The 22,961-nt window shown below is 48.7% G+C and carries 21 protein-coding genes and 5 pseudogenes; all 26 read right to left on the bottom strand.

Features of this window, described 5'->3' with window-relative positions:
• Positions 1–8: 8 nt before the first annotated feature.
• Positions 9–396, bottom strand: a pseudogene (locus J3352_RS11155) (cysteine-rich VLP domain-containing protein).
• Positions 386–2,053 carry a relaxase/mobilization nuclease domain-containing protein gene (locus J3352_RS11150; RefSeq protein ID WP_009249723.1) on the bottom strand — a complete coding sequence of 556 codons (1,668 nt, stop codon included), beginning with the start codon at positions 2,051–2,053 and terminating at the stop codon, positions 386–388. Before J3352_RS11150 ends, J3352_RS11155 begins: the two are co-directional and overlap by 11 nt.
• Positions 2,025–2,423, bottom strand: a complete 399-nt coding sequence (locus tag J3352_RS11145) for a plasmid mobilization relaxosome protein MobC (RefSeq protein ID WP_001126628.1) — start codon at positions 2,421–2,423, stop codon at positions 2,025–2,027. The genes J3352_RS11150 and J3352_RS11145 overlap by 29 nt, the downstream gene beginning before the upstream one ends.
• A 646-nt stretch (positions 2,424–3,069) precedes the next feature.
• Positions 3,070–3,261, bottom strand: a complete 192-nt coding sequence (locus J3352_RS14320) for a hypothetical protein (protein ID WP_000841357.1) — start codon at positions 3,259–3,261, stop codon at positions 3,070–3,072.
• 131 nt (positions 3,262–3,392) lie between these two features.
• Entirely contained in the window at positions 3,393–3,590 is a 198-nt protein-coding gene (locus tag J3352_RS11135; RefSeq protein WP_001909500.1) for a helix-turn-helix domain-containing protein, read from the bottom strand.
• Positions 3,583–4,005 (bottom strand): annotated as a pseudogene (locus J3352_RS14315) (sigma-70 family RNA polymerase sigma factor). The gene J3352_RS11135 and the pseudogene J3352_RS14315 overlap by 8 nt, the downstream one beginning before the upstream one ends.
• 170 nt (positions 4,006–4,175) lie before the next feature.
• Positions 4,176–4,943: a class I SAM-dependent methyltransferase gene (locus J3352_RS11125; protein WP_002586626.1), complete on the bottom strand. Its 768-nt coding sequence runs from the start codon at positions 4,941–4,943 to the stop codon at positions 4,176–4,178.
• Between the two features lie 50 nt (positions 4,944–4,993).
• Positions 4,994–6,913, bottom strand: coding sequence for a tetracycline resistance ribosomal protection protein Tet(W) (gene tet(W), locus J3352_RS11120; RefSeq protein WP_156067327.1), 1,920 nt, complete (start codon positions 6,911–6,913; stop codon positions 4,994–4,996).
• 657 nt (positions 6,914–7,570) lie between these two features.
• Positions 7,571–7,699: pseudogene (locus J3352_RS11115) on the bottom strand (Maff2 family protein); the annotation flags it as partial.
• 218 nt (positions 7,700–7,917) lie between these two features.
• A pseudogene (locus J3352_RS11110) lies at positions 7,918–8,733 on the bottom strand (VirD4-like conjugal transfer protein, CD1115 family); the annotation flags it as partial.
• 41 nt (positions 8,734–8,774) lie between these two features.
• Positions 8,775–8,933 (bottom strand): transposon-encoded TnpW family protein, encoded by a 159-nt coding sequence (locus J3352_RS11105; RefSeq protein ID WP_081018971.1) that lies wholly within the window; start codon positions 8,931–8,933, stop codon positions 8,775–8,777.
• 142 nt (positions 8,934–9,075) lie between these two features.
• The gene (locus J3352_RS11100; protein ID WP_118257623.1) at positions 9,076–10,947 is read right to left on the bottom strand and encodes an AAA family ATPase; all 1,872 of its coding nucleotides are present in this window, start codon (positions 10,945–10,947) and stop codon (positions 9,076–9,078) included.
• Positions 10,948–10,958: 11 nt separating this feature from the next.
• Positions 10,959–11,261 carry a hypothetical protein gene (locus tag J3352_RS11095; protein ID WP_006875985.1) on the bottom strand — a complete coding sequence of 101 codons (303 nt, stop codon included), beginning with the start codon at positions 11,259–11,261 and terminating at the stop codon, positions 10,959–10,961.
• A complete protein-coding gene (gene mobQ, locus J3352_RS11090) occupies positions 11,258–12,754 on the bottom strand; it encodes a MobQ family relaxase (RefSeq protein WP_156067329.1) in 1,497 nt (498 codons plus the stop codon). Before mobQ ends, J3352_RS11095 begins: the two co-directional genes overlap by 4 nt.
• Positions 12,720–13,079: a DUF3847 domain-containing protein gene (locus J3352_RS11085; protein ID WP_006875983.1), complete on the bottom strand. Its 360-nt coding sequence runs from the start codon at positions 13,077–13,079 to the stop codon at positions 12,720–12,722. Before J3352_RS11085 ends, mobQ begins: the two co-directional genes overlap by 35 nt.
• A gap of 382 nt (positions 13,080–13,461) precedes the next feature.
• Positions 13,462–14,070, bottom strand: a complete 609-nt coding sequence (locus J3352_RS11080) for an ATP-binding cassette domain-containing protein (protein WP_002593328.1) — start codon at positions 14,068–14,070, stop codon at positions 13,462–13,464.
• Entirely contained in the window at positions 14,067–16,031 is a 1,965-nt protein-coding gene (locus J3352_RS11075; RefSeq protein ID WP_156067331.1) for a DUF1430 domain-containing protein, read from the bottom strand. The genes J3352_RS11080 and J3352_RS11075 overlap by 4 nt, the downstream gene beginning before the upstream one ends.
• A gap of 215 nt (positions 16,032–16,246) precedes the next feature.
• The gene (locus tag J3352_RS11070; RefSeq protein ID WP_156067333.1) at positions 16,247–16,591 is read right to left on the bottom strand and encodes a TnpV protein; all 345 of its coding nucleotides are present in this window, start codon (positions 16,589–16,591) and stop codon (positions 16,247–16,249) included.
• Positions 16,588–18,474 carry a DUF4368 domain-containing protein gene (locus tag J3352_RS14525; RefSeq protein WP_370569103.1) on the bottom strand — a complete coding sequence of 629 codons (1,887 nt, stop codon included), beginning with the start codon at positions 18,472–18,474 and terminating at the stop codon, positions 16,588–16,590. The genes J3352_RS11070 and J3352_RS14525 overlap by 4 nt, the downstream gene beginning before the upstream one ends.
• 60 nt (positions 18,475–18,534) lie before the next feature.
• Positions 18,535–19,581 (bottom strand): annotated as a pseudogene (locus J3352_RS14520) (type IV secretory system conjugative DNA transfer family protein); the annotation flags it as partial.
• A complete protein-coding gene (locus J3352_RS11060; RefSeq protein WP_007886614.1) occupies positions 19,578–20,078 on the bottom strand; it encodes a PcfB family protein in 501 nt (166 codons plus the stop codon). The pseudogene J3352_RS14520 and the gene J3352_RS11060, both read right to left, overlap by 4 nt.
• Before the next feature lie 97 nt (positions 20,079–20,175).
• Positions 20,176–20,487, bottom strand: coding sequence for a DUF5720 family protein (locus tag J3352_RS11055; protein WP_044024580.1), 312 nt, complete (start codon positions 20,485–20,487; stop codon positions 20,176–20,178).
• 50 nt (positions 20,488–20,537) lie between these two features.
• On the bottom strand, positions 20,538–21,398 hold the full coding sequence (locus J3352_RS11050) for a DUF6017 domain-containing protein (RefSeq protein WP_007886611.1): 861 nt from the start codon (positions 21,396–21,398) through the stop codon (positions 20,538–20,540).
• A gap of 67 nt (positions 21,399–21,465) precedes the next feature.
• Positions 21,466–21,651, bottom strand: a complete 186-nt coding sequence (locus tag J3352_RS11045; RefSeq protein WP_118753548.1) for a hypothetical protein — start codon at positions 21,649–21,651, stop codon at positions 21,466–21,468.
• A gap of 29 nt (positions 21,652–21,680) precedes the next feature.
• The gene (locus J3352_RS11040) at positions 21,681–21,956 is read right to left on the bottom strand and encodes a DUF5720 family protein (RefSeq protein WP_156067581.1); all 276 of its coding nucleotides are present in this window, start codon (positions 21,954–21,956) and stop codon (positions 21,681–21,683) included.
• 12 nt (positions 21,957–21,968) lie between these two features.
• Positions 21,969–22,898 (bottom strand): ParB/RepB/Spo0J family partition protein, encoded by a 930-nt coding sequence (locus J3352_RS11035; protein WP_156067583.1) that lies wholly within the window; start codon positions 22,896–22,898, stop codon positions 21,969–21,971.
• Positions 22,899–22,961: the final 63 nt, after the last annotated feature.

The raw sequence follows: 22,961 nt of genomic DNA, 5'->3' as shown, positions 1-22,961 counted from the left end.
GCCTTGATTTATGCGGGTTTGAAAGGCTCTAAAGCGTGACATTTCTGCCTTTGTTTCCGCTTTCTCTCGGCGGCTTTGCGTTTCTTCATGCACCCGGCGCAGCCGGGGCAGTATTTCCCCCCGGTTGGATTTGGGGACAAAGGCCGCCCCGCAGACCGCGCAGCGTTTCCGGCTCCCCCGGTACAAGAGGGCTGCGGCCAGCTCCCCGTCAAGGGGCAGGACAGCCACACGGAACCAGCGGCACATGAGGGAATAGGAAATGCTCTGGACGCACACGCAAGGCTCCCCGTCGTCTAACAGCAGGCAGTTCCCCTCGTCGTAGTTACAGCACTCATGCACAAGGCGGCGGGCTGCCTGGTGCTGGCGGTAGTCCATGCGGGACGGCTTATCGTTCATGGCTCTGCTCCTTTCTGCGGTGCGGCTCTTCCCGGCGCAAAATCTGGTCGATGTTCCGCTTGACGGTCTGCAACTCCCTGAACCGCTGCTTCTGTTCGTGATAGGTGTTGTACAGGCCGTCTTTCTCGGAGATAAGCTGCTCGATCTCGGCCTGCAACGCTTTTCGGCCGGGCAGCTTGGTAAGCCCCTGTGCCTTGAAATACCGGGCGGCGGCTTCGGCTATGATAAAATCGCTCTCGTTTGCCTGGCGGTATGCGGCGCGGGCTTTCTCGGATTTCTGCGCTTTCAGCCCCTCGCGGATGGGCTTGGTCTTGGCATAGGCAAGTACCTGTTGCCGCAACTCCCTTTTCCCTTGCAGCTTCGTTTCCAGTGCTTTCAGTTCGCCGCTGGTCTGGCGCATTTCCTGATAGGCGGTAGCAACGGCGGCTTCAAGCTGTTCCGGGGAAGAAAAGCCGTACTGTTGGTAGATGGTCAGGGTCTTGGCGGCCTGTTTCAGATTGTGTATCTTCGCCCATCGTTCATAGCCTTTGCCCTTGCCCTCGGCCATCTTCTGCTCAATGTCCACAAGCCGCTGCACACTGTCCTGTCTGGGGTCGATTTTCCCTGTCTTTTCGCCCTGTAAGCGGCCTTTCCCGGCGTGTAGGTATTCGGGTATGGCTGCGGTCTGTTCGGCGGCTCTGGCGGCTTGGTGCTGCGGGGTGTAGCGAACCGTTACGCCCCTCTGGGCGTTCTGCTCCAAAACGGCAAGGACGGCGGTGCGGTCAAAGTCGCCGCCCAGCTTCCGGGCGGTGATAGGCTTCGTCCTGTCTGGCGTGAGGTAGGACAGCCGCCCCCGGCTCTCCTTGACGGTCACACCCTCCCGCAACAGCAGAGAGGAAAACTCGTCAAAGCTGGCAGCGGTGGCAAGGGCTTTCCGTAGGGTCTGCCGCAGCTTCTCCTTGTTCGTTTCAAACTTGGTCTGCCGGGGCGTGATACCGCCTGCAATCATGGGGGCGTTCTGCTTGTCCAGTGCGGCCTGTCCCTTTTTCTGCGCCCAATATTCCCGGTCTGTGACACGGTTCTTGCTGCCGTTCAAGAGGTCGATTTGGTAAAGTCCTTCCCGGTGGCACATCTCCATGACCTCGGACTTGAAGTAGCGTAGGGCTGCGTCGGTGCAGCGGTGCTTGCACCCGGCTTTCGTGTCCGCTGGCCTGTCCATGTAGGGCAGGAACGGCACTTCCTCTATCCGCAGGCTGTTAATGACGATATGCACATGGATGTTGCCGCTGTGGTTATGCCCGTCCGGGTGGGTGCAGACAAGGGCCTGATGGCCGGGGAAATGCTCTTTACAGAATTGCTCCCCCAACGCCTGCGCCCGGTCTACGGTCAGGCCGTTGTCCGGCCCGTCCCGTGGGTCAAAGCTGATGATATAGTGGTGGCTTTTCACATCCTCCCGCCGCTGATTTTTCTCATAGCGGAGATTGGAGCGCATACACGCAACGGCAAAATCCTCGCCGCCGCAGTTCAGCGTGGACAAGCGATAATCCTCACGGGGGATAAGCCTGCCGTTTTCATCAAGGACGGGCTTCATAGTAAATTCGTCATGCTCAAAGAGCAGGTATTGTTCGGCGGCTCCGTAGTCGGCGTTCTTAGAGCCTAAATGCTTGAGTGTTGCCAACGGCGTCACCTACTTTCTTTAGGACTTCATACTTGAGGGCGGCAAGGTCGGCGGCCGCTTCCCGCAATTCCTTTGCCATAGCCGGGTAGGGGCTATGCCACTCGTTGAGGGTGCGGGCAATCTGGTTGAGATTGCCGCCAATCCTGCCGTACTCGGCTGTGAGCTTCCCGACAGCGGAGAGCAGCTCGTCATTGACTGACGACACATGGAGTACGGGGCGTATGGTAGTGCGCCGGATGGCCTGCCGGAGAAATTCGGACTGACTGATACCATAGGGCGCAAGCCGTTCTGTGAAGTCGGCGTATTCTTCATCGGTCAGCCGGGTTTTCACAACATGGCTGCGGTGGGGGGTGTTGTATCGCTTCGGCATGGGCTGTAAACCTCCTTTCACTTATCACAAAAAATGGGCTGGTCTGTTAGCTATTTTCGGGGCATTTCCTGTCTGCCGGACAGAAATATTTTTGCGGCGTAAGCCGCATAGCAGGGTTTGGGGAAGGCACTCCCCAACAAGTTTCCCGCGAGGGGCAAAACCGCAGAATTGCGGATTTTGGCACCGTGGTAGAAACTTGCTCTAAGTAAGCCGTAGATTTCCCCTTGCACTTACTACTCGTATAGCTGCCGCCTGTTTTGGCCGGATTTCTGCAAAAATCTTACGGCGTGGGGCGATTTTTACCCGCAGTTCTTTCTTTCCGCTAAAGATACATTTCAAAGGCCGCCAGCTACCCGCTTGCCGGGAATTTTCTCAAATTTTCCTTTGCCTTAGAAATACAGAAAATGCAGATTTGGCTACCGCCGCAGAAAATTTTTTGTTTCCGGCTTCACCTACCTACTACGGATGACTTTGCGATTTTGCCAAACGGATAAAGAAAAAAGCAGCAAATCTTTTTCAGACTTACTGCTTTCGCTGGCCGCCGATGGGCGGTGGATATTCAGTTTTGAAAGTTCAGGTCAGGTTGGCCCGATGATGGATAGCACAATAAATTCCTGTTTTCCCTTTAAGGCATTGTGCATTTTTTCTATTTCTCTTGATGATTATTTTTTTCATAATCAATCAATGTACCTATAACAATTCCAATCAACATTCCGATACCTGCACAAATAGAAATAGCAAAAAGATTTTGCAAAAACGCCCATGCCAACACACCTATGCAACCACCGACAATAAATCCTGTTAATAAGCCAATAGTTAAGTATTTATTACTTTTCATATTGCTATATCTCCCCTAAAAGTATATTTGTCGTTGGTTCTATTATACTATGACCTGCTTCCTTTAGGAATAGATGAATTGTAAACTGGCTGGAGTGAAACCGCTAATGACAGCCAGTGTTTGTTCTTTGTTTATCGGTCAAAGCGAAATTTGAACAGGGCGGCAATGAGCTGTTGCTTTATATGTTCCTCAACTTCGGCGTTGACTTTCCCGTGTACTTTGGAACAGTAGCGGATATATCCGGCATAGTGGGAAAGAATGGTGTCGATTGCGTCCGGGTCGCCCTCATGGGCTTTGACGATTGTTTCATAGGGGAGAAGTTTACTCATAGTCATTTCCCTCCATGAGCCGCCTTAACCGCTGCAAGGCAAGCCGGATATGCCGCCCCGCTGTGCTGCGTGTCCGGCCAATATGTACGCCGATCACTCGCTGCGGCTGGCGCAGGAAATAGTAACGAAAAATTTCTTCCTGCGTCTGCTCCGGCAAAAGGGCAAGGGCGGCGGCAAGCTCCGCATGATACAGAACGGCGGTCTGGCCGCAGGCGGTAAAAAGATATTCTTCAAGCTACTCCGGCTCGGCAAGCTGGACAAACTTTTCACTCATCAGATAATCAAGGGAAACTTCCCGTTCCCACCTCCGGCGCAGCTTCAAGATTTTATCTATGGCTGCGTGACGAATGACTACCTTGCAAAAGGCATTGAATGTGTACTGGATATGCACCTTGTAGGCTTCATCTTCGGTCATGGAAATTCCCCCTCTCTGAATAATAGTGCGGGGCGGCAGTACTCCTTGCTGTCGCCCCTTGATTGCCTACCAGCAAAGACGGGCGGGGCTGTCAACGACGGCGCGAAGCGGCGTTCATTTTATCGTTGACTGGCTCGGCTGGGTTTGCTATTTACCCGACAAACTTGAATTTATTTTAAGCTATCACGTTTTACCTTCTTAAGCCTTACTATCATTACCATAGGAATTTCTTTGTTGGTTTTAAAACATTCTTCATAAAATCCATCAATGACAAATCCAGCTCTAAAACAAAGGTTAAAAATATCTTGTATGGAACGATGATAATAAATCTGCTCTTTCGGTTGCCCTTCAATCGCTATATCATAGTAACTGTGCGGTGTCATATATTTTTCAGTCAACGTGACAAAACAAGGGTGTTGCGTTGCAAAGACAAAAATTCCGCTTTCCTGCAACAGTTCATAAACAGCCATAAGAAGTGGTTCAATATCCGTAATATCCATAATTGCCATATTAGAAACTGCTTTCGTAAAGGCTCGATTTCTTTTTAATTCTAATATACTTTTTCTATCGGTCGCATCCGCCACACAAAATTCAATTTGTTTTGCATATTGTGATTGCCGTCTTTTAGCCAATTCTATCATTTTTTTGCTGTAATCAAAAGCGACAACCGAAGCGCCTCTTTGTGCAAGATACGAAGAATAATTTCCATTGCCACACGCAATATCCAAAATGTAATCCGCAGGATTAGGAGATAGAAGTTCCGTTACTTTGGGACGCACTACCTCTCTGTGAAATTCATTAGATTCGTCACCCATTGCATTATCCCAAAATTGTGCGTTCTCCTCCCAGATTTTTTTACTTTCCTCTGTTCCCATGTTCTCTCCCACTCCCCAAATTTGCTTTTTTGCTTCCATTAAATCTTCCTTACTATATTCCATTGTTACCCTCCATAACTTCTGATTGTTGCCGTCTTGACGATTATGTATCTTTACATTACCTTCTGAAACATATGGCGCACCTTGTCCAGGCGGCTGTTTGGACGGCGGGGCTGGATGACCGGCTGACCGACAGCGGCCTGATATCCTTTCAGCTCTGTAAGGCATACGCTCCGCCCGTTGGTGTAAAAGGCCAGATCAGTACGGTATGCCTGTATACAGCGGGCGGGAATCTCGCCAGTAAAGACAACTTCATCCTTTTTTACCTGGGCCGTTTCGATGGTGGCACAGTATTTCGGTGCATCATGATAAGCCCTGGAAAGGTATTCCTGGGGCGCATAGAGGATGAAGGAGAGATAAGGTTCCAGCAGCTGCGTCCCCGATTCCTTCAATGCCTGTTCCAATACAATCGGGGCCAATGAGCGGAAGTCCGCCGGCGTGCTGACCGGACTGTAATAAAGCCCGTATTCAAAGCAAATCTTACAGTCCGTTACGTTCCAGCCGAACAAGCCCTGCTCCAGCCCGTAACGGATACCATCCCTGACAGCGTTTTGAAAACTCTGGTTCAAGTATCCCAGCGAAACCCGGCTCTCGTATTGTACACCGGAGCCAAGCGGGAGTGGTGTAACAGACAGTCCGATGGATGCCCAAAACGGGTTGGGCGGCACCTCGATATGGATGGTGTGGCTGGCTGCTTTGAGCGGCCGCTCCATATAAATGACGGTGGGTTCCTTTACCACTGTTTCAAGCTTGTATTTTTCCGACAGCAAAGCGGAAACAACCTCCAACTGCACCCGGCCCAAAAAAGAAAGAATGATCTCATGGGTGATGGAATCCACCTCGCAGCGCAAAAGCGGGTCAGTATCCGCAAGTTGCGTAAGAGCGTCCAGCAGCCGTTCTCTTTGCGCTGCCGTTTTCGGCGCAATCGACGTCCGCAGCATGGGGAGGGGGTCCTCACGCCACCTTTTACGAGGGAGCCGGGTTGGGTCCCCTAATACATCGTTTAACCTCACGCTGTCGCTGGGAAGGATAACAATTTCACCCGGATAAGCGGTGTCTGTCCGAACAATTTCCCCTTTGGATGGAATACGCATCTCTGTGATTTTCAGCTTTTCTCTCCCGGCCAGGGCCACCGTATCCCGCAGGCGCAGCGTTCCGCTGTATAGCCGTAGATAGACACGCCGCTGGCCGCAATCTGTATACTCCACCTTGAAAACGCTGCCGCATAGGGCGGCGCTCCCCTGTTCCCCAATCGGTTGGAACAGCCCTGTCACCGCATCCATCAACGGTTGAATGCCAAGGCCCTTTTTGGCGCTGCCATAATAGACCGGGAACAGGGAGGCGTCTTGAACCCGCCGCTGTTCCTCCCGCACAAGTTTTTCCCGGCTGATTGGTTCTCCTGCGATATACTTTTCCAATAATTTATCGTTATTTTCGATGACCGCATCCCATGCTTCTATGTCGGTATTTTCCTCCAGGACTATTTCCGGGGACAGCGACACCGTCTGCTTGATGATAATATCGGCGGAGAGCTTATCCCGAACAGACTGAACCACGCTCTGCAAATCAACGCCAGCCTGGTCGATCTTGTTGATAAAGATAACGGTGGGAATGTTCATTTTCCGCAGGGCATGGAACAGAATACGGGTCTGGGCCTGCACGCCATCTTTAGCGGAGATCACCAAGATGGCCCCATCTAAAACAGCCAAAGAGCGGTACACCTCCGCCAAAAAATCCATGTGGCCGGGCGTATCCACAATGTTGACTTTACATCTGTGCCACTGGAAGGAAGTGACTGCCGCTTGAATGGTAATTCCGCGCTGCCGTTCCAAAATCATAGTGTCTGTTCTTGTAGTTCCTTTATCCACGTTTCCTTGTTCCGCAATCGCTCCACTGGTGTACAGCAGGCTTTCCGTCAATGTTGTTTTTCCTGCGTCTACATGGGCGAGAATTCCAATATTGATTATTTTCATGTGATTGTCCTCCTTTTACAGCCCCAAAAGGGCATAAAAATCCCCAGCAGTAAAATACTTTTACCACTGGGGATTATAATTTGCGGACATACACATATACAGCATACACCTGTTTGTGATTGCTGTTTTTCGGATATGTCAAAATTGATAAGGCAAAAGTATTCTTAAATTGGGTACAAAAAACCAAGCCCCCACAAAAGGGACTATCATAATCCTTTGTTCCCACTATTTGATTATAGTTTTATTTAAGAATACCTTGCCGCATATTTTTTACTCCTTTTTTGGAATGATGCTATTATATCACATTAGTTTTAGGAAAACAAGTATCTAAAAGAAATTTTTCTTCCCCTTATATGTAACAATCATACCGGCTTCCTAACGTTCAGAATGGTTTCTACTGTCTGCTGCGGTGTTTGGTTGGAATTGTCCAGCCAAAAGCCGATCCGTGGTGTTGTCTGCATTTTACTAAATACAAATTCAATGTATACAGAAAGAAATATATAAGGAGTGGGAGGGATTCCGCCGTAGTCGGCATTGTAGGAAAATCCAAAAGTTTAGATTTTCTCAAAATGCTTATCTTTTGGTCTTTGGTTCGGAATAGTGTAGTGCTGGCGGTCTATCTATTGTTTTCGGTTGCTTGCTTCTTTACCGTACATGAGCATTTGCGCCAGGGTTGTCGTTGCCGTAACCTTCCAACAGGTTGATGACACCCCAGATACCAAGACCAGCGCCCAGAGCGATAACGAGAGTCTGAAGAACGGTAATTGCCTGTTCAAAAAATGCCATATAGTTTGTTAGCCGGAATCTGATTAAAAAATAGGTTTGTCATGTTTCATAGGCATACAAAAGCCGGAACAATCTGCCGCCCTGTTTCCGGGGGCATGATTCCGGCTGTCCTCCTTTTTCATTATTTTTCTTGCGATTGTCCGCTTTGTACGCCAATGGCCTCAACAGAGGCAGTTGCGGCAAATAGATACGATCACTCCTTTCTCAGCGGAACCGTATTACACGCCCTCCGTGTCTACTTCATATACATCGCAGACCTCATCAGGCTTGAGTTTTAGTCTGGCAGACAAAAATGCTTCAATATCAAAGGTATTTCGCTTATCTGCATCAGCTGTGTATTTGAAATTAGGGTGTCTGGTAATGTCATACTTGTCTGAAAGAAACGGACGCACACCGCGCAACTGCAAGATGCACTTGCCGCCATCCATAACTGCCAGCTCGTCCTGGCTCATCAGCTCTTTCCCCAATTTTTGATAGTTGAGAGAGTGGGAAGTTTCCCGTCCACGGCTCTCTCCGGTATTGTAGGTGTCGATGGTTTCCTTGCCCAGCACGGCAGCCAGCTCTTTGAGGGTAGTCGGCTCTTTACCGCCCAGGAAGATGGAAGTATCCATATTGCCGATGATGGTATCGGCATTATCTTTGTAAATTGCCTTGAGCTGGCTCTGTGCCTGCAACACCAGACAGGCAGAGATTTCACGGCTTCGGATGGTGGCCACCAGCTTTTCCAGCTTCGGAATCTGCCCGATGTTAGCACACTCATCAATCAAACAGCGCACATGAACCGGAAGCCTGCCGCCATACACATCATCGGCCTTTTCACAAAGCAGGTTGAATAACTGGGTGTAGCACATGGAAATGAGAAAGTTAAAACTGTCATCCGTATCACTCATAATGAGGAACAGGGCCGTTTTTCTGTCTCCCAGCGTATCCAGTTCCAACTCATCGTAGGATGTAACCTCGCGCAGCTCCGCAATATCAAATACGGCCAGACGCGCACCGCAGGAAATCAAAATCGACTTAGCGGTTTTGCCAGAGACGAAAAGTCAAGGACTTTTTCATCAAATTCAAGAAGAAGTCACATTTTGCGGACTTCTTCACGAAGCATACGCTTGATTTTGTCCTCCATCGTCTCCTTGGCGGTCTGGCTGAAATGCACACGCACGATATAGGTTGTCTTGCCGATCTGCTTTCTCACAGTCGGGCAAGGGGTACTGTTGGTTGCGGTATTGTTCATTCAAAATCCTCCTGTAAATGAAAAATGCCCGGTGACTGTTCATCATCGGGCGGTGTCGGTATGAGGGAAGAAGGCAAGGCGGCAACATTAAGGTATCTATAAAAACCTTGCCGTCTTTGCCACGCTTGCCTTGTTCCTGTTGTTAGTTTCGGAGATAGCAGACCCATGCTGTGCCCTCTTTCTCGGTCACAAGTCTGTCCCCGATACGGCTTTTCGCCGTTCGCATGGTGCGTGAGGAAATCCCACGCTCATTGACTGCCTTTTCCAGCTCTGCGCTCGGCATACGCTTTCCGTCTGCAAGCAGTTCCAGAATGAGCATTTGCGCCTGTGCGGTCTTGCTCTCGGTCTTAGCGGTGTCCGTCCCGGTAAGAAGCTCGTCAGCGGTAATGTCATAAGCTCCTATCCACTCAAAACCTTTCTCGTCTCCCAGAGAAAATGCAAGGGACTGTCCGGGCGGCGCAAGGGAGCTTTTCTCATGGATAAGCACCCTCGTTGTGGGACTGTCCTTCAGCTTGCCAATAAACAGCAGACTGCGGACTGCCGCCGTAATGTCGATAGACCCCAATCCCCGGTAGGTGCTTTGCGTTCCTGCGGCTTTGTTGAGGTGTCCGATCAGCACGATAGCGCACCCGGTAGCCTGTGCAATGTCTCCCAGACTGCGGAAGATGGGACGGACTTCATTTGCCCGGTTCATGTCCACATCTGCGCCCAGAAACGCCTGCACCGGGTCAATGATAACCAGCCTTGCGTTGTTCTCCCTGATTGCCCTTGCTATGCGTTCATCGGCAAGGGTCAGCGGTGTGTCTCTATCGTCAATGACAAGCACTCGTTCAAGGTCTGCGTCAGCTTCCATCAGCCGGGGCTTAACGGTATCGCCCAAACCGTCCTCTGCGGTCTGGTAGATGATATTGAAAGGCTCAAGTGTCTCCATACCGGGTAAGGGCTTTCGGTTGGTGCAAGCCGCCGCAAGACGCATGGCAAAGTAGGTCTTGCCCTCGCCGGGGTTGCCCTGTATGATCGTCAGCTTTCCAAAGGGGATATACGGAAACCATAGCCAATCCACGCTCGTCAGCTCCACATCTGCCATACGGAGCATTGGGACAGGCTGGGCGGTGGGCAGCTCTCGCAGCGTGATTGTTTCGGCTATGAATTTGCGGCTGGGAATGTCCCCTTGCTGACGGAGAACATCGTTCCAGTCTTTCCTTGCCGGGACAAGGCGAATGACGGCGATCTCGCTGGGAATGTCCTGCGCCAGTCGGAAGCAGGCTTCACTTCCTGCGGTGTCGCTGTCAAGGCAGAGGAATACTTTTCGGGTGTCCTTGCGTTCAGAAAGAAAACGGTCAAGGGCTTTGCCCGAAACGCCGCCCAGGGCAAGATAATTTCTTGTCTGCCAATCCTGCGGATAAAGGCAGATGAATGATAACAGGTCTATTGGCGCTTCAAAGACAAAGAGCTGGTTGCTGTTGCCCTCATAGCGGAACGGATAGGACTTGTCAGACCCGGTAATATCCTGTCTGAATGTGTCTGCCGTTCCTCGCACATGGGCATATCTCGGTGTGCCGTTTCGGTCTCTGCCGACAAACACAACATTGTGCCGCTTTGCGTCCTCGTAAATATCCCCGGAAAGAAGAAAAGCCTCAACCAGTTTCGGGTTGAGACCTCGGCTTTCGCAAAGATATTGAATTGCTCTGTCGGCTGTTCTGTTGTGCAAGGGCAAGTGGAACGCTGTGGGCGGTGCTGTGGTGGCTTCGGCCTGTCCCTCGCCGTTTTCGCCTGTCAACATCTGGACAGCTTCGGGAAAGGACTTGCCGTAAAACTCCATGACAAAATCAATGGGATAGCCGCCCTTGCTCTGGCTGTGGCGAAACCACTTGTTTCCCCGGACGGTCAGGCTGTCATGTTCTTTCCAGCGGTATTCCCGTCCGCTTTTGATAAGCGTCTCTCCCTGTGTGCGGAGAAAATCTTCCAGACTGACGGCGTTTGCCCGGTCGATCTGTGCTTGGGTGTACTGCATGGGCGTCCTCCTTACTTCTTGAAAACAGCGCATCGTCTGCAAATGCCATGCTCACGCTCGTCCAGCGTGTAGGGGCAGTTCGCACATTCCTCGCCGTACTGTCTCATGATAACAGGCAGATAGCCCAGCTCCTGCAACATATCAATCTGGCGGTCGGTGAGGGTGGCTTCAAAGGCAAGGCATTTCCGGGTGTGTTCGTCCAGCTCGATCAGGTCGGAAAGCGGTCTGCCATCGGTCAAAGGTTCTCCGCTCAAAAGGCGTTTTGCCGTTCTGCGGATGGGGTTGTACTCGTTCTTCCAGTCGTATTTTTTCATCGTGTCATATCCTCCTTTTTCTGTCGTGTTTGGGGTCGATTTTGGAGCATTTGTTCCTCTGTACGCTCGTTAAATCGGGCGGCAGTATCTACACATGACTTGACCTTCCAAAGACGGTGTAAATCGTCTCTGACGGTCTTAAACTCGCCATAGGTGGTGTTGTGCGCCTGTTCCAGCTCGTCATACTCTTCGGTCAGCTTTTTCATATCCACCTTGCCGTCCGGGAATTCTCCGGTCAGCTTGCGTCTGGCGGCGTAGAACTGTTTCAGTTCCGTTTCATGCTCTGCCTTGTACTTGGCTCTGGGCTTCTCAAACTTGATTTTCTGCAAGCCGTCATAGACAGGCTTCAAGCTCTGGAAAGCAGCAGAGCTGTCATAGAGCCGCTTAATCGCTTTCATTCGAGCGGTCTGTTCGTCCAGCGTTTTCTTCAAGCTCTCTGTGGCAGCACTGTGTTCGCTGACACGGCGTTCCAAATCCTCAAGGGAGTAAATGCCGTTTGCCCGGAGATAATTGAAAGTCTCGTTCATCTCCTTTAGGTTGCTGACCTTGCCTTTCTGCGAATATGCCCCGGCTCTGCGGCTGGTGTAATAGGCGTTCAGCAGAGAAACAAGGTCGGGTGCCTGCGGCTTGGCAAGCTCCGCTTTTGCTTCGGCAATCCAATCAAACAGGAGAGTGATTTTCTTCTTGATGTCACGGATAACGGCATTGGTGGCTTTGATCCAGCGGTTGAACTCGCCTTTCTCGGTGCGTATGCCTTTCTTCTCCATTGCCCGGACGGTTGCGCCCTCATGGACGGTGGGAAGAAGCTCCACGCCCTGACGCTCATAGCTTCGGTGGTCGATACGAACATCAAGCCCTTTCTCCGCAAACTTGGCGTTGCATAGTTCCGCCCATGTCTGCCGCCAATGTTCCAGCGTTTCGGGACTGCCCCAGTCGGTAGTGGGAACGGCGTTGAACACAAACTTTCCGTCTGCGTCTCGGATACGGTTGCCGTCCTCGTCCAGCTCATACACCCGGCGTTGCTTTAGTCCCCATTTGCCGTTCTGCTCGATGGGGCGGATGGGGCAAAGCACATGAAAATGCGGGTTTGGTATGCCGCCGTCCTCCCGGTCTGGCTGGTGTACGGCGAAGTCAACCACCATGCCACGGCTCACAAAGTTCTCCAACAAAAATTGCCTTGCAAGAGCGATGTTTTCCTCAAGGGAAAATTCATTCTGCAAGGCAATGTCAAAGCTGTATGCAAGCTGGGCGTTCTTTCCACGCTCGGCTTTTTCCACGGCGTTCCATAGGGTCTGGCGGTCTGCGTATTCGGGCGGTGCATGGGACGGCAGGAGAATATCGGAGCAGATCACGCCGCCCTTGCGGGTGTAGTCGCTGTATTCGCCGTAATACTCGCTATACAATCGCTCCCCGGCACGGTAGGCGGCAGAAGCAATAGCGGACTGTCCTGCGCTTCGCTTAGTCTGCGTGACGCTCAGATGAAATAGTGCCATCGGCTTTCAACTCCTTTTCTCTGTTTGCTTGGCTGATATGAGTAATCGCCATGTGCCGGACGGCTCGCTGGACTTCGGACAGAGAAAAGATGTGTTCCATCAGCTCTGTCATTTCGGTGCGTGTGAGATCTTTGACCTCCGGGGCAAGGCTCTCAATCGTGCCGCCCAGATTGCAAAGGCGGTGGGTGCGCTTGGTGCGTTCGCCTTTCTCCAGATACTTCTTTCTGTTCTCCAGACGCTCCAGCTTGTGCTTCTCCTGTGCAAGCTGCGTCTCAGCTCGTTCCTTTTCGGCTCGAAGCTGATCGAGGGTTTTCGGTTTTGTCATTGTGATTGACCTCCTTTTTTGATTTTTGGGATAAAAAAAGACCGTCAACTTTTCGCACATTGCGACCAGTCAACGGTCTGATTTTCGGTATTTATTTTTCCAAACTTGCTGGCGGCGAACAGCATTTCATGCTGTTTGCGGACGGCAAGTCCACAAGGGATAGACGCACAAGCGTCGCAAGGGAGTGTAGCTCCCTTGACGGAACGAAGTGACGAAACATTTTCGGTCAAGCAGTTTTTCTCTGCTGACCGGGAATGAAGCTCCGCAGGACGCACATACTCCCGATAGGAGAGTATAGAAGTGCGCCCTTTAGTTCCTAAAGGGATTTTCTTCTGACCCAAATTACATAAAATGTAGATCAAGACATTTCTAAGAGGTACTCTCAGATTTTCACAACATAAGGTTCATCTTCAATAATACCCTGATCGTGGGTAACAATGATAACCGTTTTACCTTCTTCATTGAGTTCGTGCAATAACCTCATAACAATATCTCTATTTTTCTTGTCAAGTGAGCCAGTAGGTTCATCTGCCAAAACAACAGAACATTTTTTCATCATAAGACGAGCTAAAGCAACTCTCTGTTGTTCACCACCGGAAAGCTGATAAACTTTTTTGTTAACTTCCTTTGATAACCCCACACGATTAAGAGCTTCTTTAAGTGATACTTTAGTTCGGCTTGATTTTTTAATCAAACTTAAATTTTCTTTAACTGTCTTATTTTCAAGCAGTGCAAAATTCTGAAAAAGAAACCCCACTGTATCCGCAAAAAAACTGTTTTTATTTTTAAGCCGGGTAATATTCAGCCCTTCGATTATGATACTGCCGCTATCCGGCTTTTCGATACCACCAATCATATTGAGCAAAGTGCTTTTTCCACTGCCGCTATCCCCGCTGATTACTACAAAACTTCCATCCGGAATTTCCAAATTAAAGTTGGAGAAAATTATTTTCTCTCCAAATGCTTTATTTAAGCCACGAATTATAATCATAAACATCCACCTTTCAAGGACTTTGAGATATTTGTTTTTTCAACCCACATAACATTTGTGAAAATGATTGCCATTTCAATAATGGTGAGCAATGCTCCAACCAGTAAAGCAATCCCGACACTTGCGTTAGATATAAAAAGCGAAACAATGCAAATCAATATCACAACGGCTATATTTTCTAAGAGATTAACGGAAATAAATCTTTTGTGCCTTTCATAAAAGCGATAGCCCAAAACCTTTTTGAGGGAGATTTCCATCGCATTAAGTCTAAATTCCATTTTCACTTCAGATATGATGATAGCGATATCTAACAGCAATACTAATACGCAAAGAGAGCTTATAAAGCCAATCAGTTTCACGAGGAAACTATGACTATAAGTATAATCCTCCCCGACATTCGTCAGCATAAAATAGTGTGGACCAAGCTGTTCTGCATATTTTTTCGCAGCATTACGAATTGTGCTTTCATCGCATCCGTAGATCACCTCACCATTATATGTTCCTGTTTCGATATAACTTCCATTCAAAGCAACAGCCTCATTTGCCTGATAAATAACAATCGGATTTGTTGCTCTTGACAATCCGTCAATAGCCTCTTCTCTGTTCGAATTGAGATAATAAAATTGCTCTCTGCCAGAATATTCTTTATAAACAACACGCAGTTCTTCTGCATTTTGGGTAAGAGAGCTAATTTCCTCTTTTGCGATATCTTTGTATGATTCCGCATTTTTTCCCTTTGGCACGAAGACCACGATATCCTCTTTTTCATCATCTTCAGTAAGCATATCAGAAAACCCTTGCAGCATATCTCTGGCATTATGATTTACAAAAATATAATTATCCGTATCGCTTATCCGGCTGCCTATGCAGACCACCGGATTTATAGTGTTGTATTCATTTTCGTAAAGGTCATTCCAAAATTCGCTCTCTTTGGATTCCTCCTCATTTTCTTCAAAAGGAGGTTCAATCTGCATAACTCCAAAATAGTAATCATTATAATGATTTTCTAAAAGAGTAGTGTTTGTAAGTAAATTACCTTGAATGCTACTGAGATTTGTAGTTATTGTAAAAATCGTCATAGCAGTAGCAAATACTTTAAGACCGTTCAGAAGATAAAACATACCTTTTTTATCTGAAGCATTGGCAAAGGCTTTTTTTACATCAAAGCGGACAAAAGCAGCATAAGGAATTACGGAAAGAACTGCTCCGGCACAATACACTGCCAAAATGAGATGATCTTCATACGCTCCCGATATAAATTGAGAAACAAGCAACTTTGCTAAGACGAATAATGCAGCATATGAAATCATATCAGCCACTACAGCTTTTAGAGCAATCACAGCAGCATTTTCGCCCAGAGAAGCTCGTACAACTACTTCCTTTTGTCTGCGTATCACCTCAATCATATTAAGTACAATCATCAATATGGCAACCAGGCCCCAAACAATGAACATCATATCAGTTTCGGTTGATTGCCAAAACTCTGGCTGCGATATAGAATATTCTTTTGCCAAATCTTGATATGTGGCAATAATGTCATCATCGTCACCGATATAGCTGACCATTATTTCCTGTCCATTGCCTGTGTTTTTTGCTTCTCTAAAATCTTCAAATTCTATTACGGTGATTCCGCCTATCAAAGCCGTATATGTTTTTTCCTCAATATCCATTGTGCTTTTAAGACTATCCCGAACAACGGTATCATCACCATAAATATAAAGTCTTGTCTGATAATTAGAAACTCTCTGATTAAAAGTCGAAAAAATATGAACACCATGCTTCTCAGCTGTATCTTCTGCATTGGCTAAAAATGAATCCATATCGTCATTAGTAGTTGTGTATCTGGACGATAAATAATAAGCACCATTAAAGTTCCAGAGCATATTTTGATATACTTCAGCTTGCATAACAAAAGCAAAAATAATCGTAATCAACAGCAATATATTTCTTATATGTTTCATTTAAAATTCTTAAACCTCCTTTGAATAGGTAACAGACACACGATTGCCCAAAATACTAATATGGATTTTTTCATACAACCACATTCTCTTGTTAGATTCTAATTTTCCGTTTTCTTTATTCGCATAAATTATACCATAAAACTTGTGAACAATTCTACCGTCATTTTGGAATATATGAGAAAAGTCCGAACAGTTTTCTGCCCGGACTTTCTCGCTCAATCATAAATCAATTCCGCTTTCACAATCTCCTCTGCCTGTGCCTTGCAAGCGTTCATCTGCCGCACCCATTCCATTTGGTTTTCGGCTTTCAGTTGCTCGGTCACGCCGTTTTGCTCTACCAGTGACCGCACGATCAGCTCTATGCGGTTTCGTGCCGCTTCGTCAATCTCGGCGCAATGCTCAAAGAGCTTGTCGGATAGTACCAGTTCATTGAACAGTATCGGACGGTGCATTTTCAGATACGCCTTGCGAAGTCTGCCGTAGTGTCCGAGGGACTTGGTCTTGCGGATAACGATGTTCGGGATAAGATAATCTCCGTTCTGTGTGTAAGTGATATTCATGCTGTTTGTACTCCTTTCATCGGCTCTCTCTGCGGTAAACTGCTGACAGGGACGAACACGCCCTTTGCAATGTCCTCCGCACGAATGGCGGCTTTCTTAGCTTCAATTTCTGCCTTTTTCCGCTTCTTGATTTTGTCCTCGTATCGCTTCTGCGCTCCGCTGGCTTTCCGCTTCAAGTAGTTCTGGTGGAGCCTGTCCTTGCGTTCCTCACGCTTGCGGATTTCCTCTAATTCCTCCGGGGTAAGCTCCACTTCGCCAAACGCAGGGGGAACGAAACGACCCACGAAATTGAAGTAAATCTCGACCTCCTGTGTGGTCTGAATACTGCCCTTGCGGTCACGCTCATGCACAAGGATTTTCTCAATAAACTCATTGAGCATGGCAATCGTCAGCTTGTCGAAGTTCTCATACTTGTCAATCAGAGCGATAAAACGGTCAGCGTCCTTTTCGTGCTTCTCGTAGCTCTTGATAGCCTTTTCCAGAACAGAGATTTCAGCGGTAAGCTCGGTCTGCTCCTTTTCATATTGAGCGTCCAGAGTGGCGTATCTGCTGTCGGACAGCTTGCCTAAAATGTTGTCCTCATAGATTTTGCAGAGCAGGACTTCCAGCTCGGAAACTCTCTGCTTTGCTGTGGCAAGGCGTGTCCGCTGCTTCCTGACCTCTGCCGTCTGCTGGCTGGACTGCGCTTCCTGCACCACACGGACAAACTCGGCTCTGTCATGCTTCGCATAATCGGCAATGGCTTTCAGCATTTCCGAGACAAGGGACAGTACCACATCTTCGTTGATACGGTGCTGGGTCTTGCAGAGCGTTCCGCAAGGAACTTTGGTGTACTGTGAACAGGTATATTGAGAAATACGCTTGCCGTTGTTGGTACGGTGGACATACATCTTGCCGCCGCAATCGGCACAATAAAGCAAGCCTGTGAGGGGAGCTGCTTCGCCCCAGCCGTCCGGGTAGCGTCTGACATTCCCACGGATTTTCTGCACAAGGTCAAAGGTCTGCTGGTCAATGATAGCTTCATGGGTATTCTCGAAAATCGTCCATTCGTCCTCCGGGACATAATGGCTTTTCTTGTCCTTGAAGTGCTTTCGAGTCTTGAAGTTGATGGTGTGTCCCAGATATTCACGCTTTTCAAGAATGTTGCAGATGGTGGAAGAACCCCAGCCGTACACATCTTTGAAAGTCTTGTTTTTATTCACACCCTCGCCGTGCTGGGCAAGGTAAGCGGACGGAATGAGGATTTTTTCTTCTTTCAGCTTGCTGGCGATCTGATACGGACCGTAGCCCTCAATCGTCATGGCAAAGATGCGCTTGACCACATCAGCGGCTTCGGGGTCAACCAACCATTGGTCTCTGGCTTCGTTCCAGAGATAGCCGTAAATGACCGTGCCTGTGAGGTGCTTGCCGGACTTGCCTTTGGACTGGAAAGTGGAACGGATTTTACGGCTGGTGTCTCTGGCGTAATACTCGTTCATAATGTTGCGGAAAGGGGTAAAATCATCGTCACCTCTGGCACTATCCACGCCGTCATTGATGGCGATAAGTCGCACGCCACGCTGACGCAGGATTTCCATAATCTGACCGACTTTCAGATAGTCACGACCCATGCGGCTCATGTCCTTGATACACAGGTACTCCACATTCCCGGCTTCCACCTCTTTCATCATTGCCAGAAATCCGGGACGGTCAAAGCAAGTACCACTAATGCCATCGTCCGTGAAATGGACAATGTTCGTAAACCCCTGCCGTGCGGCGAACTCCTCCAACATAGCCTTTTGATTGGAAATGGAATTGCTCTCACGCTGCTGGTCATCATCTTTGCCAAAGTCATCACGGCTCAGTCGTTCGTACAGAGCTGTGATTTTCTCGTTTTTTCTCATAACTTGCGCTCCTTTCTTCGGTTTTAGGTTGTGTGTTCTAAGAGACTTCCCAACCGCTTGATTAAGAAGTCTTTTAGAGCATACAACACCGGCTGCCAGCTTATATTTCTTATACTGCCGCACTGCGAAGTGGTTTGGCTTTTCCGATTCCAGTGCATCAAACATCAGGTCTACAGGATTTTTGAACTCCTCGTCATCCTCCCGGACTTCCATGGCGTTGATGAACTCGATGAGGGTGGAGAAGTTTTGCTCCTCCACCGGAGCTTCATAGTGGATATATCCGATCAATGCGCAATACAGCAATGTTTCCGCCTTGACCCAGAAATCGTCTCCGGCCTTTCCCTCGCCTTTGGTATTAGCGATCAGCGTTGTCACCAGCTTCAAAATATCCTTTTCCGAGTGGATGTATGCAAAGGGGTTATAGTGCATGGACTTCTTGAAGTTGATGGTATTTAGGACCTTGATTCGGTACGGCTCATAAATGACCTTGCCGTGCTTATCCTTCATGGGCTTTCCGTCCTTCCCCAGCTTGGGCGCACCCCTTTGGAGCATTTTTCCGCACTCCACCAGAATTGTTCCCTTCGGGTCCGTCACAACATAGGAGCTGTGCATCTGCATCAGGTTGGGTTTCAGCCAGAATCGGGTCTTACCGGAACCGGAGCCGCCAATCACCAGTACATTTTTGTTTCTGGCAGTCTTGGGGTCCTTGGGGCGGCTGTTCATGGTCAGGCTCTCCGTTTTCGTCAGAATCACATTGTTCTGAAATACAGGATCAACGTAAGGTGCAATATCCTCACGGGTTCCCCAGCGGGCCGAACCATATTCCAAACCATGTCGATATTTCTTGGCGTTCTTGCTTTTAAGATACACCGCCAGCCTCAGACCAACACCGCAACACAGCCCTACCAACAAGTCCAATGGATGCAGGCTTGGCCAGAAACTTTGCAACGCCCCAGGCAGAACCGCAACCAGCGAAAGAAACTTTTCTGAAGCATCCGCCCCTTGTGCCATTCGCCATGCCTCTCCAAAATTGGTAGCAAACAGCCCCAGCAGGATATACGGCATATTCAGCAAAATGAGCTTTTTGATGTCCAATGTCTTTTTCATCGTTCCAGCTCCTTTCGCTTGGTGCGATCCACCACAGCATTTTTAACCATCTCTTTGAACTGGTTAAGTTTTGCCAGTACGGACGGGCGCTCTGTTTTCGTTGCCTTTTTGACCTTTTTGTTGGTGTACTCTGTAAAAGCTGCTGTCAGAGCATCCGCATCACGGCCTTTGAAAAAAATCAGGTACTTTGGCGGAGAACTGCTGCGGTCCTTTTTCACCGCATAATCCACACCATATTTCCGGGCGATTTTCTCAAACTCCTTGATAGAGGGGTCTGTGATCTCAATGTTGGATATTCCCTGATTCTGCCCGACAAGCTGCTTCACAGTCTGTTTTCCATGCGGAACAACCGGCGCATCACGGCTTCTCTGTTTTTCCAGCTTCTTTTCCTTCCGATGTGCCATGTACTTGCTTATGGCAGCCTTAAACATTCTGCCGGTAAACTTTGTTCCACTGACAACCAGCGTCAAAGTTCTGTTTTCCACTTCTTCCTGCATTTTCTCGCCTCCTTTCCACGAAGTTTGCAGGGAATCTCTTTTTTGCTAAGGCGGAACCACCAGCCGCCGCAGAAGATAACGCTTCATACCGCCCTCCTTAGCGTAACTGGTCAGAATGGTCATAGTGCAGATTGCCCTGGCGTACCTTTGCGTGGCTCAAAATCTTAATCTGCCCCTTTTCCTGACTATCCAGTGCTTTTTCATAACCGGTATCCGACAGGAACAGGCGGGTTCGTTCGCCTTTCCAGCCAACAGGGGAATCGTTCGTCAGCACATCAAAAATAATCATGTGCCGGGTGTCCTCCGCAAAACGCTGGAGGTCCATATATCCATGACCGTGATAATTCTGCGCTCCTGCCTTTGCCCGCATTTCTTCCATCAGCTGCCCTATGGTCTTTCCCTCAGACATCATGCTTGCTCCTTTCTCCCGGCAGTTCCGGGCAATAAAAAATCGACCATTTACCAGCCGCCATACAGATCGTGATTTACTTGTGAGGTGTAATGATTACTTATCGTGGTCGGTGCATTGAACAGAACGGTCAGAAGATACTGCTTCATGTTGCGAATTTCCGTGGTGTTCTTCTGTAAACAGTCCATGACAAACTCAATGTGCGAGTTATCCAGCTTCAAGAACCTGGAACGAACGATTTCATGCGGAAAATCGCTTCCTGCGATACGGGTGGTCTTTCGCTTTGCACAGACCGTTTCCACGATCAACTCCACAATTTCGTCCAAATCCTCCCGATAAGTTTCATACTGCTGACACAGGTATTCATACCCGATATTCTCCTGAATCAATTCCCGATAACTCTCTATCTCTGTGAGTGACATCGCATCCCTTCCTTTCCGTTCCGGCAGACAATCTGCCGCGCAATCCCGGAAGGGAATGGAATCGGTACTTGATCCATAAATATTTTGTTTTTGAGTATTTGATTTCTCTATATTTAATTCTGCGGGCTTTTCCGTATCCGGTTTATCCATATACGGGTTTTCCGTATCTGGTGAATCCGTATCCGGTTTTCTAAGCTGTGGCTGCTCGTATATGACATACTCCGTATCACTGATGCGTCCCTGTCGGTCACGCAGTTTGTGCCGCACAATGTAACCGGCAGCCTCCAATTCCCGCAACGCAGCGCCTATGGCATCCACGCCCTCCTTACAGATCTTTGCAAGACCACGGGTAGTGTAATTCCAGTCCTCTGGCAAAGACAGCATCATGGAAAGCAACCCCTTGGCTTTTAACGACAGGTTTGCATTTCGTAAATGATGATTGCTCATCACGGTATAATCACGGGTCCGTTCAATGCGAAAAACGGCCATCGACCTCACTCCTTCCGATTTTTGGGTACAAAAAAACCGCAATCCTCATTCCAAAGAATTGCGGTGTTCAACACTTTTCAAATTTTCTTGCATAGAACCAAAGCAGCGGCTTTCGAGGACGCGCCTCTGTAAATGGCTCCTCCTGGGCGAAAGGAAGTGTTTGCATCACTCGGTCAATATCCGTTGAATCCATGTCATGCTGAGATTTGCAATCTTCCCGGATTGCTTCTTGAATTTCCTTTACCGTACACATAGTCATTCCTTTCCTTTCGTTGTATGGGTTTATGAGCGGCGGCGTTTTCCCGGTTTGAAATCGAGGATATGTCCCTCAATCACACGAGCGTAACGCTTGATCTTGATTTCCCGGCGCTGCTGGCTTTGCAGGGCAGCCTGATACCCGTCCTCGGTCAAAAACAGCCGTATTTCCTCTCCGGGGCTGCCGTAAGCTGTGCTGGGACGCAGGACGGAAAACTCAATCATCCAGCGGGTGTTATCCCAAAACCTCTCTACGGCGAGAATGTTGTGTCCTTTCAGCTCACGGGCTGAAATATCCCTCATAGGCGGCTCCTTTCATCGTTCCTGGTCTCTCTGACGCTTTTTCTGCCATGCCTCCAGCAGCTTGATGATGGTTTCCTGCATCCGCTGGGGCGTATAGCTTTTAGGGAAATACTTCCGCAAGGTGTCAGAGGTAAATGTCACTCGGTCCAGATCGCTTTTCTTTTCCTCACCCATGATGACACGCATCATATCGAGGGTCAGATGCCCCTCCTGACTGTATTTTTTGAGCCGCTGGGCTTGAGAAAGAGAAGGGGTAGCCTGTTCGCTGTCCATTGCGTCCAACAGGTCTACCTGTTCCTCCTTTTTGAGAAAGGACAGCTCATAGGCAGGGTTCAGGGCAACCTTCTTCTCATCCACCATATCCATCAATTCAGGAATCAACTCTGTCAGACGGATATAGCGCTGAATTTGATTTCGACTTTGCCCCACCTGTTCAGCAAGCAACTGGTCTGATCGCTTTTGTGTCCCAACTTGGGACACATTTTCTTTACTCGGTCTGCCAGCCTGTCTTTTCATGGCATCCAGTTTCATCTTGTAAGCAAAGGCTCTTTCACTGGGAAAGAGACTTTCTCGTTGCAGATTGCTGTCAACCATAATGATCGTGGCGGCATCATCATCCAAATCCCGAACAATGACCGGCATGGTCTCCTTTTCTGCCAGCTCACTGGCTCTGTGCCGCCTGTGTCCGGCTACCAGCTCATAACCGCCCTCCGGGTCCGGTCGAGCAATCGCCGGAACCAGAACGCCATACTGCTTGATACTGTCTGCGGTCTCCATCATGGCTTCGTCATCCTTGACTTTAAATGGGTGGTTCTTAAAGGGATGCAGTTTAGACAGCGGAATCTCCTGAATCTTTTCCAGCTTTGCATCCTGACGGCCTTCTTCGGTGGAGAACAGATCATCTACCGAGGCCAGCTCTATTTTTTTCGCGCTGCTTTTCAAGTTTCAACACCTCCTCGTATTATAAAAGAGTAGTATTTATAGACCGCTCTCCAGCGGTATGCT

Origin of the sequence: Faecalibacterium sp. Marseille-Q4164, assembly GCF_017377545.1 — a bacterium.
GTDB classification, from domain to species: Bacteria; Bacillota; Clostridia; order Oscillospirales; family Ruminococcaceae; genus Faecalibacterium; species Faecalibacterium duncaniae.
This window is presented reverse-complemented; position numbering and strand designations above follow the sequence as displayed.

Coding starts and splice junctions, on each gene's coding strand:
- J3352_RS11070 (WP_156067333.1), bottom strand. CDS start 16,591: ATGAATATCACTTACACACAGAACGGAGATTATCTTATCCCGAACATC.
- J3352_RS11040 (WP_156067581.1), bottom strand. CDS start 21,956: ATGAGGGATATTTCAGCCCGTGAGCTGAAAGGACACAACATTCTCGCC.
- J3352_RS11085 (WP_006875983.1), bottom strand. CDS start 13,079: ATGACAAAACCGAAAACCCTCGATCAGCTTCGAGCCGAAAAGGAACGA.
- J3352_RS11145 (WP_001126628.1), bottom strand. CDS start 2,423: ATGCCGAAGCGATACAACACCCCCCACCGCAGCCATGTTGTGAAAACC.
- J3352_RS11080 (WP_002593328.1), bottom strand. CDS start 14,070: ATGATTATAATTCGTGGCTTAAATAAAGCATTTGGAGAGAAAATAATT.
- J3352_RS11045 (WP_118753548.1), bottom strand. CDS start 21,651: ATGTGTACGGTAAAGGAAATTCAAGAAGCAATCCGGGAAGATTGCAAA.
- J3352_RS11075 (WP_156067331.1), bottom strand. CDS start 16,031: ATGAAACATATAAGAAATATATTGCTGTTGATTACGATTATTTTTGCT.
- J3352_RS11055 (WP_044024580.1), bottom strand. CDS start 20,487: ATGTCTGAGGGAAAGACCATAGGGCAGCTGATGGAAGAAATGCGGGCA.
- J3352_RS11135 (WP_001909500.1), bottom strand. CDS start 3,590: ATGAGTAAACTTCTCCCCTATGAAACAATCGTCAAAGCCCATGAGGGC.
- J3352_RS11060 (WP_007886614.1), bottom strand. CDS start 20,078: ATGCAGGAAGAAGTGGAAAACAGAACTTTGACGCTGGTTGTCAGTGGA.
- J3352_RS11100 (WP_118257623.1), bottom strand. CDS start 10,947: ATGCAGTACACCCAAGCACAGATCGACCGGGCAAACGCCGTCAGTCTG.
- J3352_RS11105 (WP_081018971.1), bottom strand. CDS start 8,933: ATGAACAATACCGCAACCAACAGTACCCCTTGCCCGACTGTGAGAAAG.
- J3352_RS11050 (WP_007886611.1), bottom strand. CDS start 21,398: ATGGCCGTTTTTCGCATTGAACGGACCCGTGATTATACCGTGATGAGC.
- mobQ (WP_156067329.1), bottom strand. CDS start 12,754: ATGGCACTATTTCATCTGAGCGTCACGCAGACTAAGCGAAGCGCAGGA.
- J3352_RS14320 (WP_000841357.1), bottom strand. CDS start 3,261: ATGAAAAGTAATAAATACTTAACTATTGGCTTATTAACAGGATTTATT.
- J3352_RS14525 (WP_370569103.1), bottom strand. CDS start 18,474: ATGAGAAAAAACGAGAAAATCACAGCTCTGTACGAACGACTGAGCCGT.
- J3352_RS11095 (WP_006875985.1), bottom strand. CDS start 11,261: ATGAAAAAATACGACTGGAAGAACGAGTACAACCCCATCCGCAGAACG.
- J3352_RS11125 (WP_002586626.1), bottom strand. CDS start 4,943: ATGGAATATAGTAAGGAAGATTTAATGGAAGCAAAAAAGCAAATTTGG.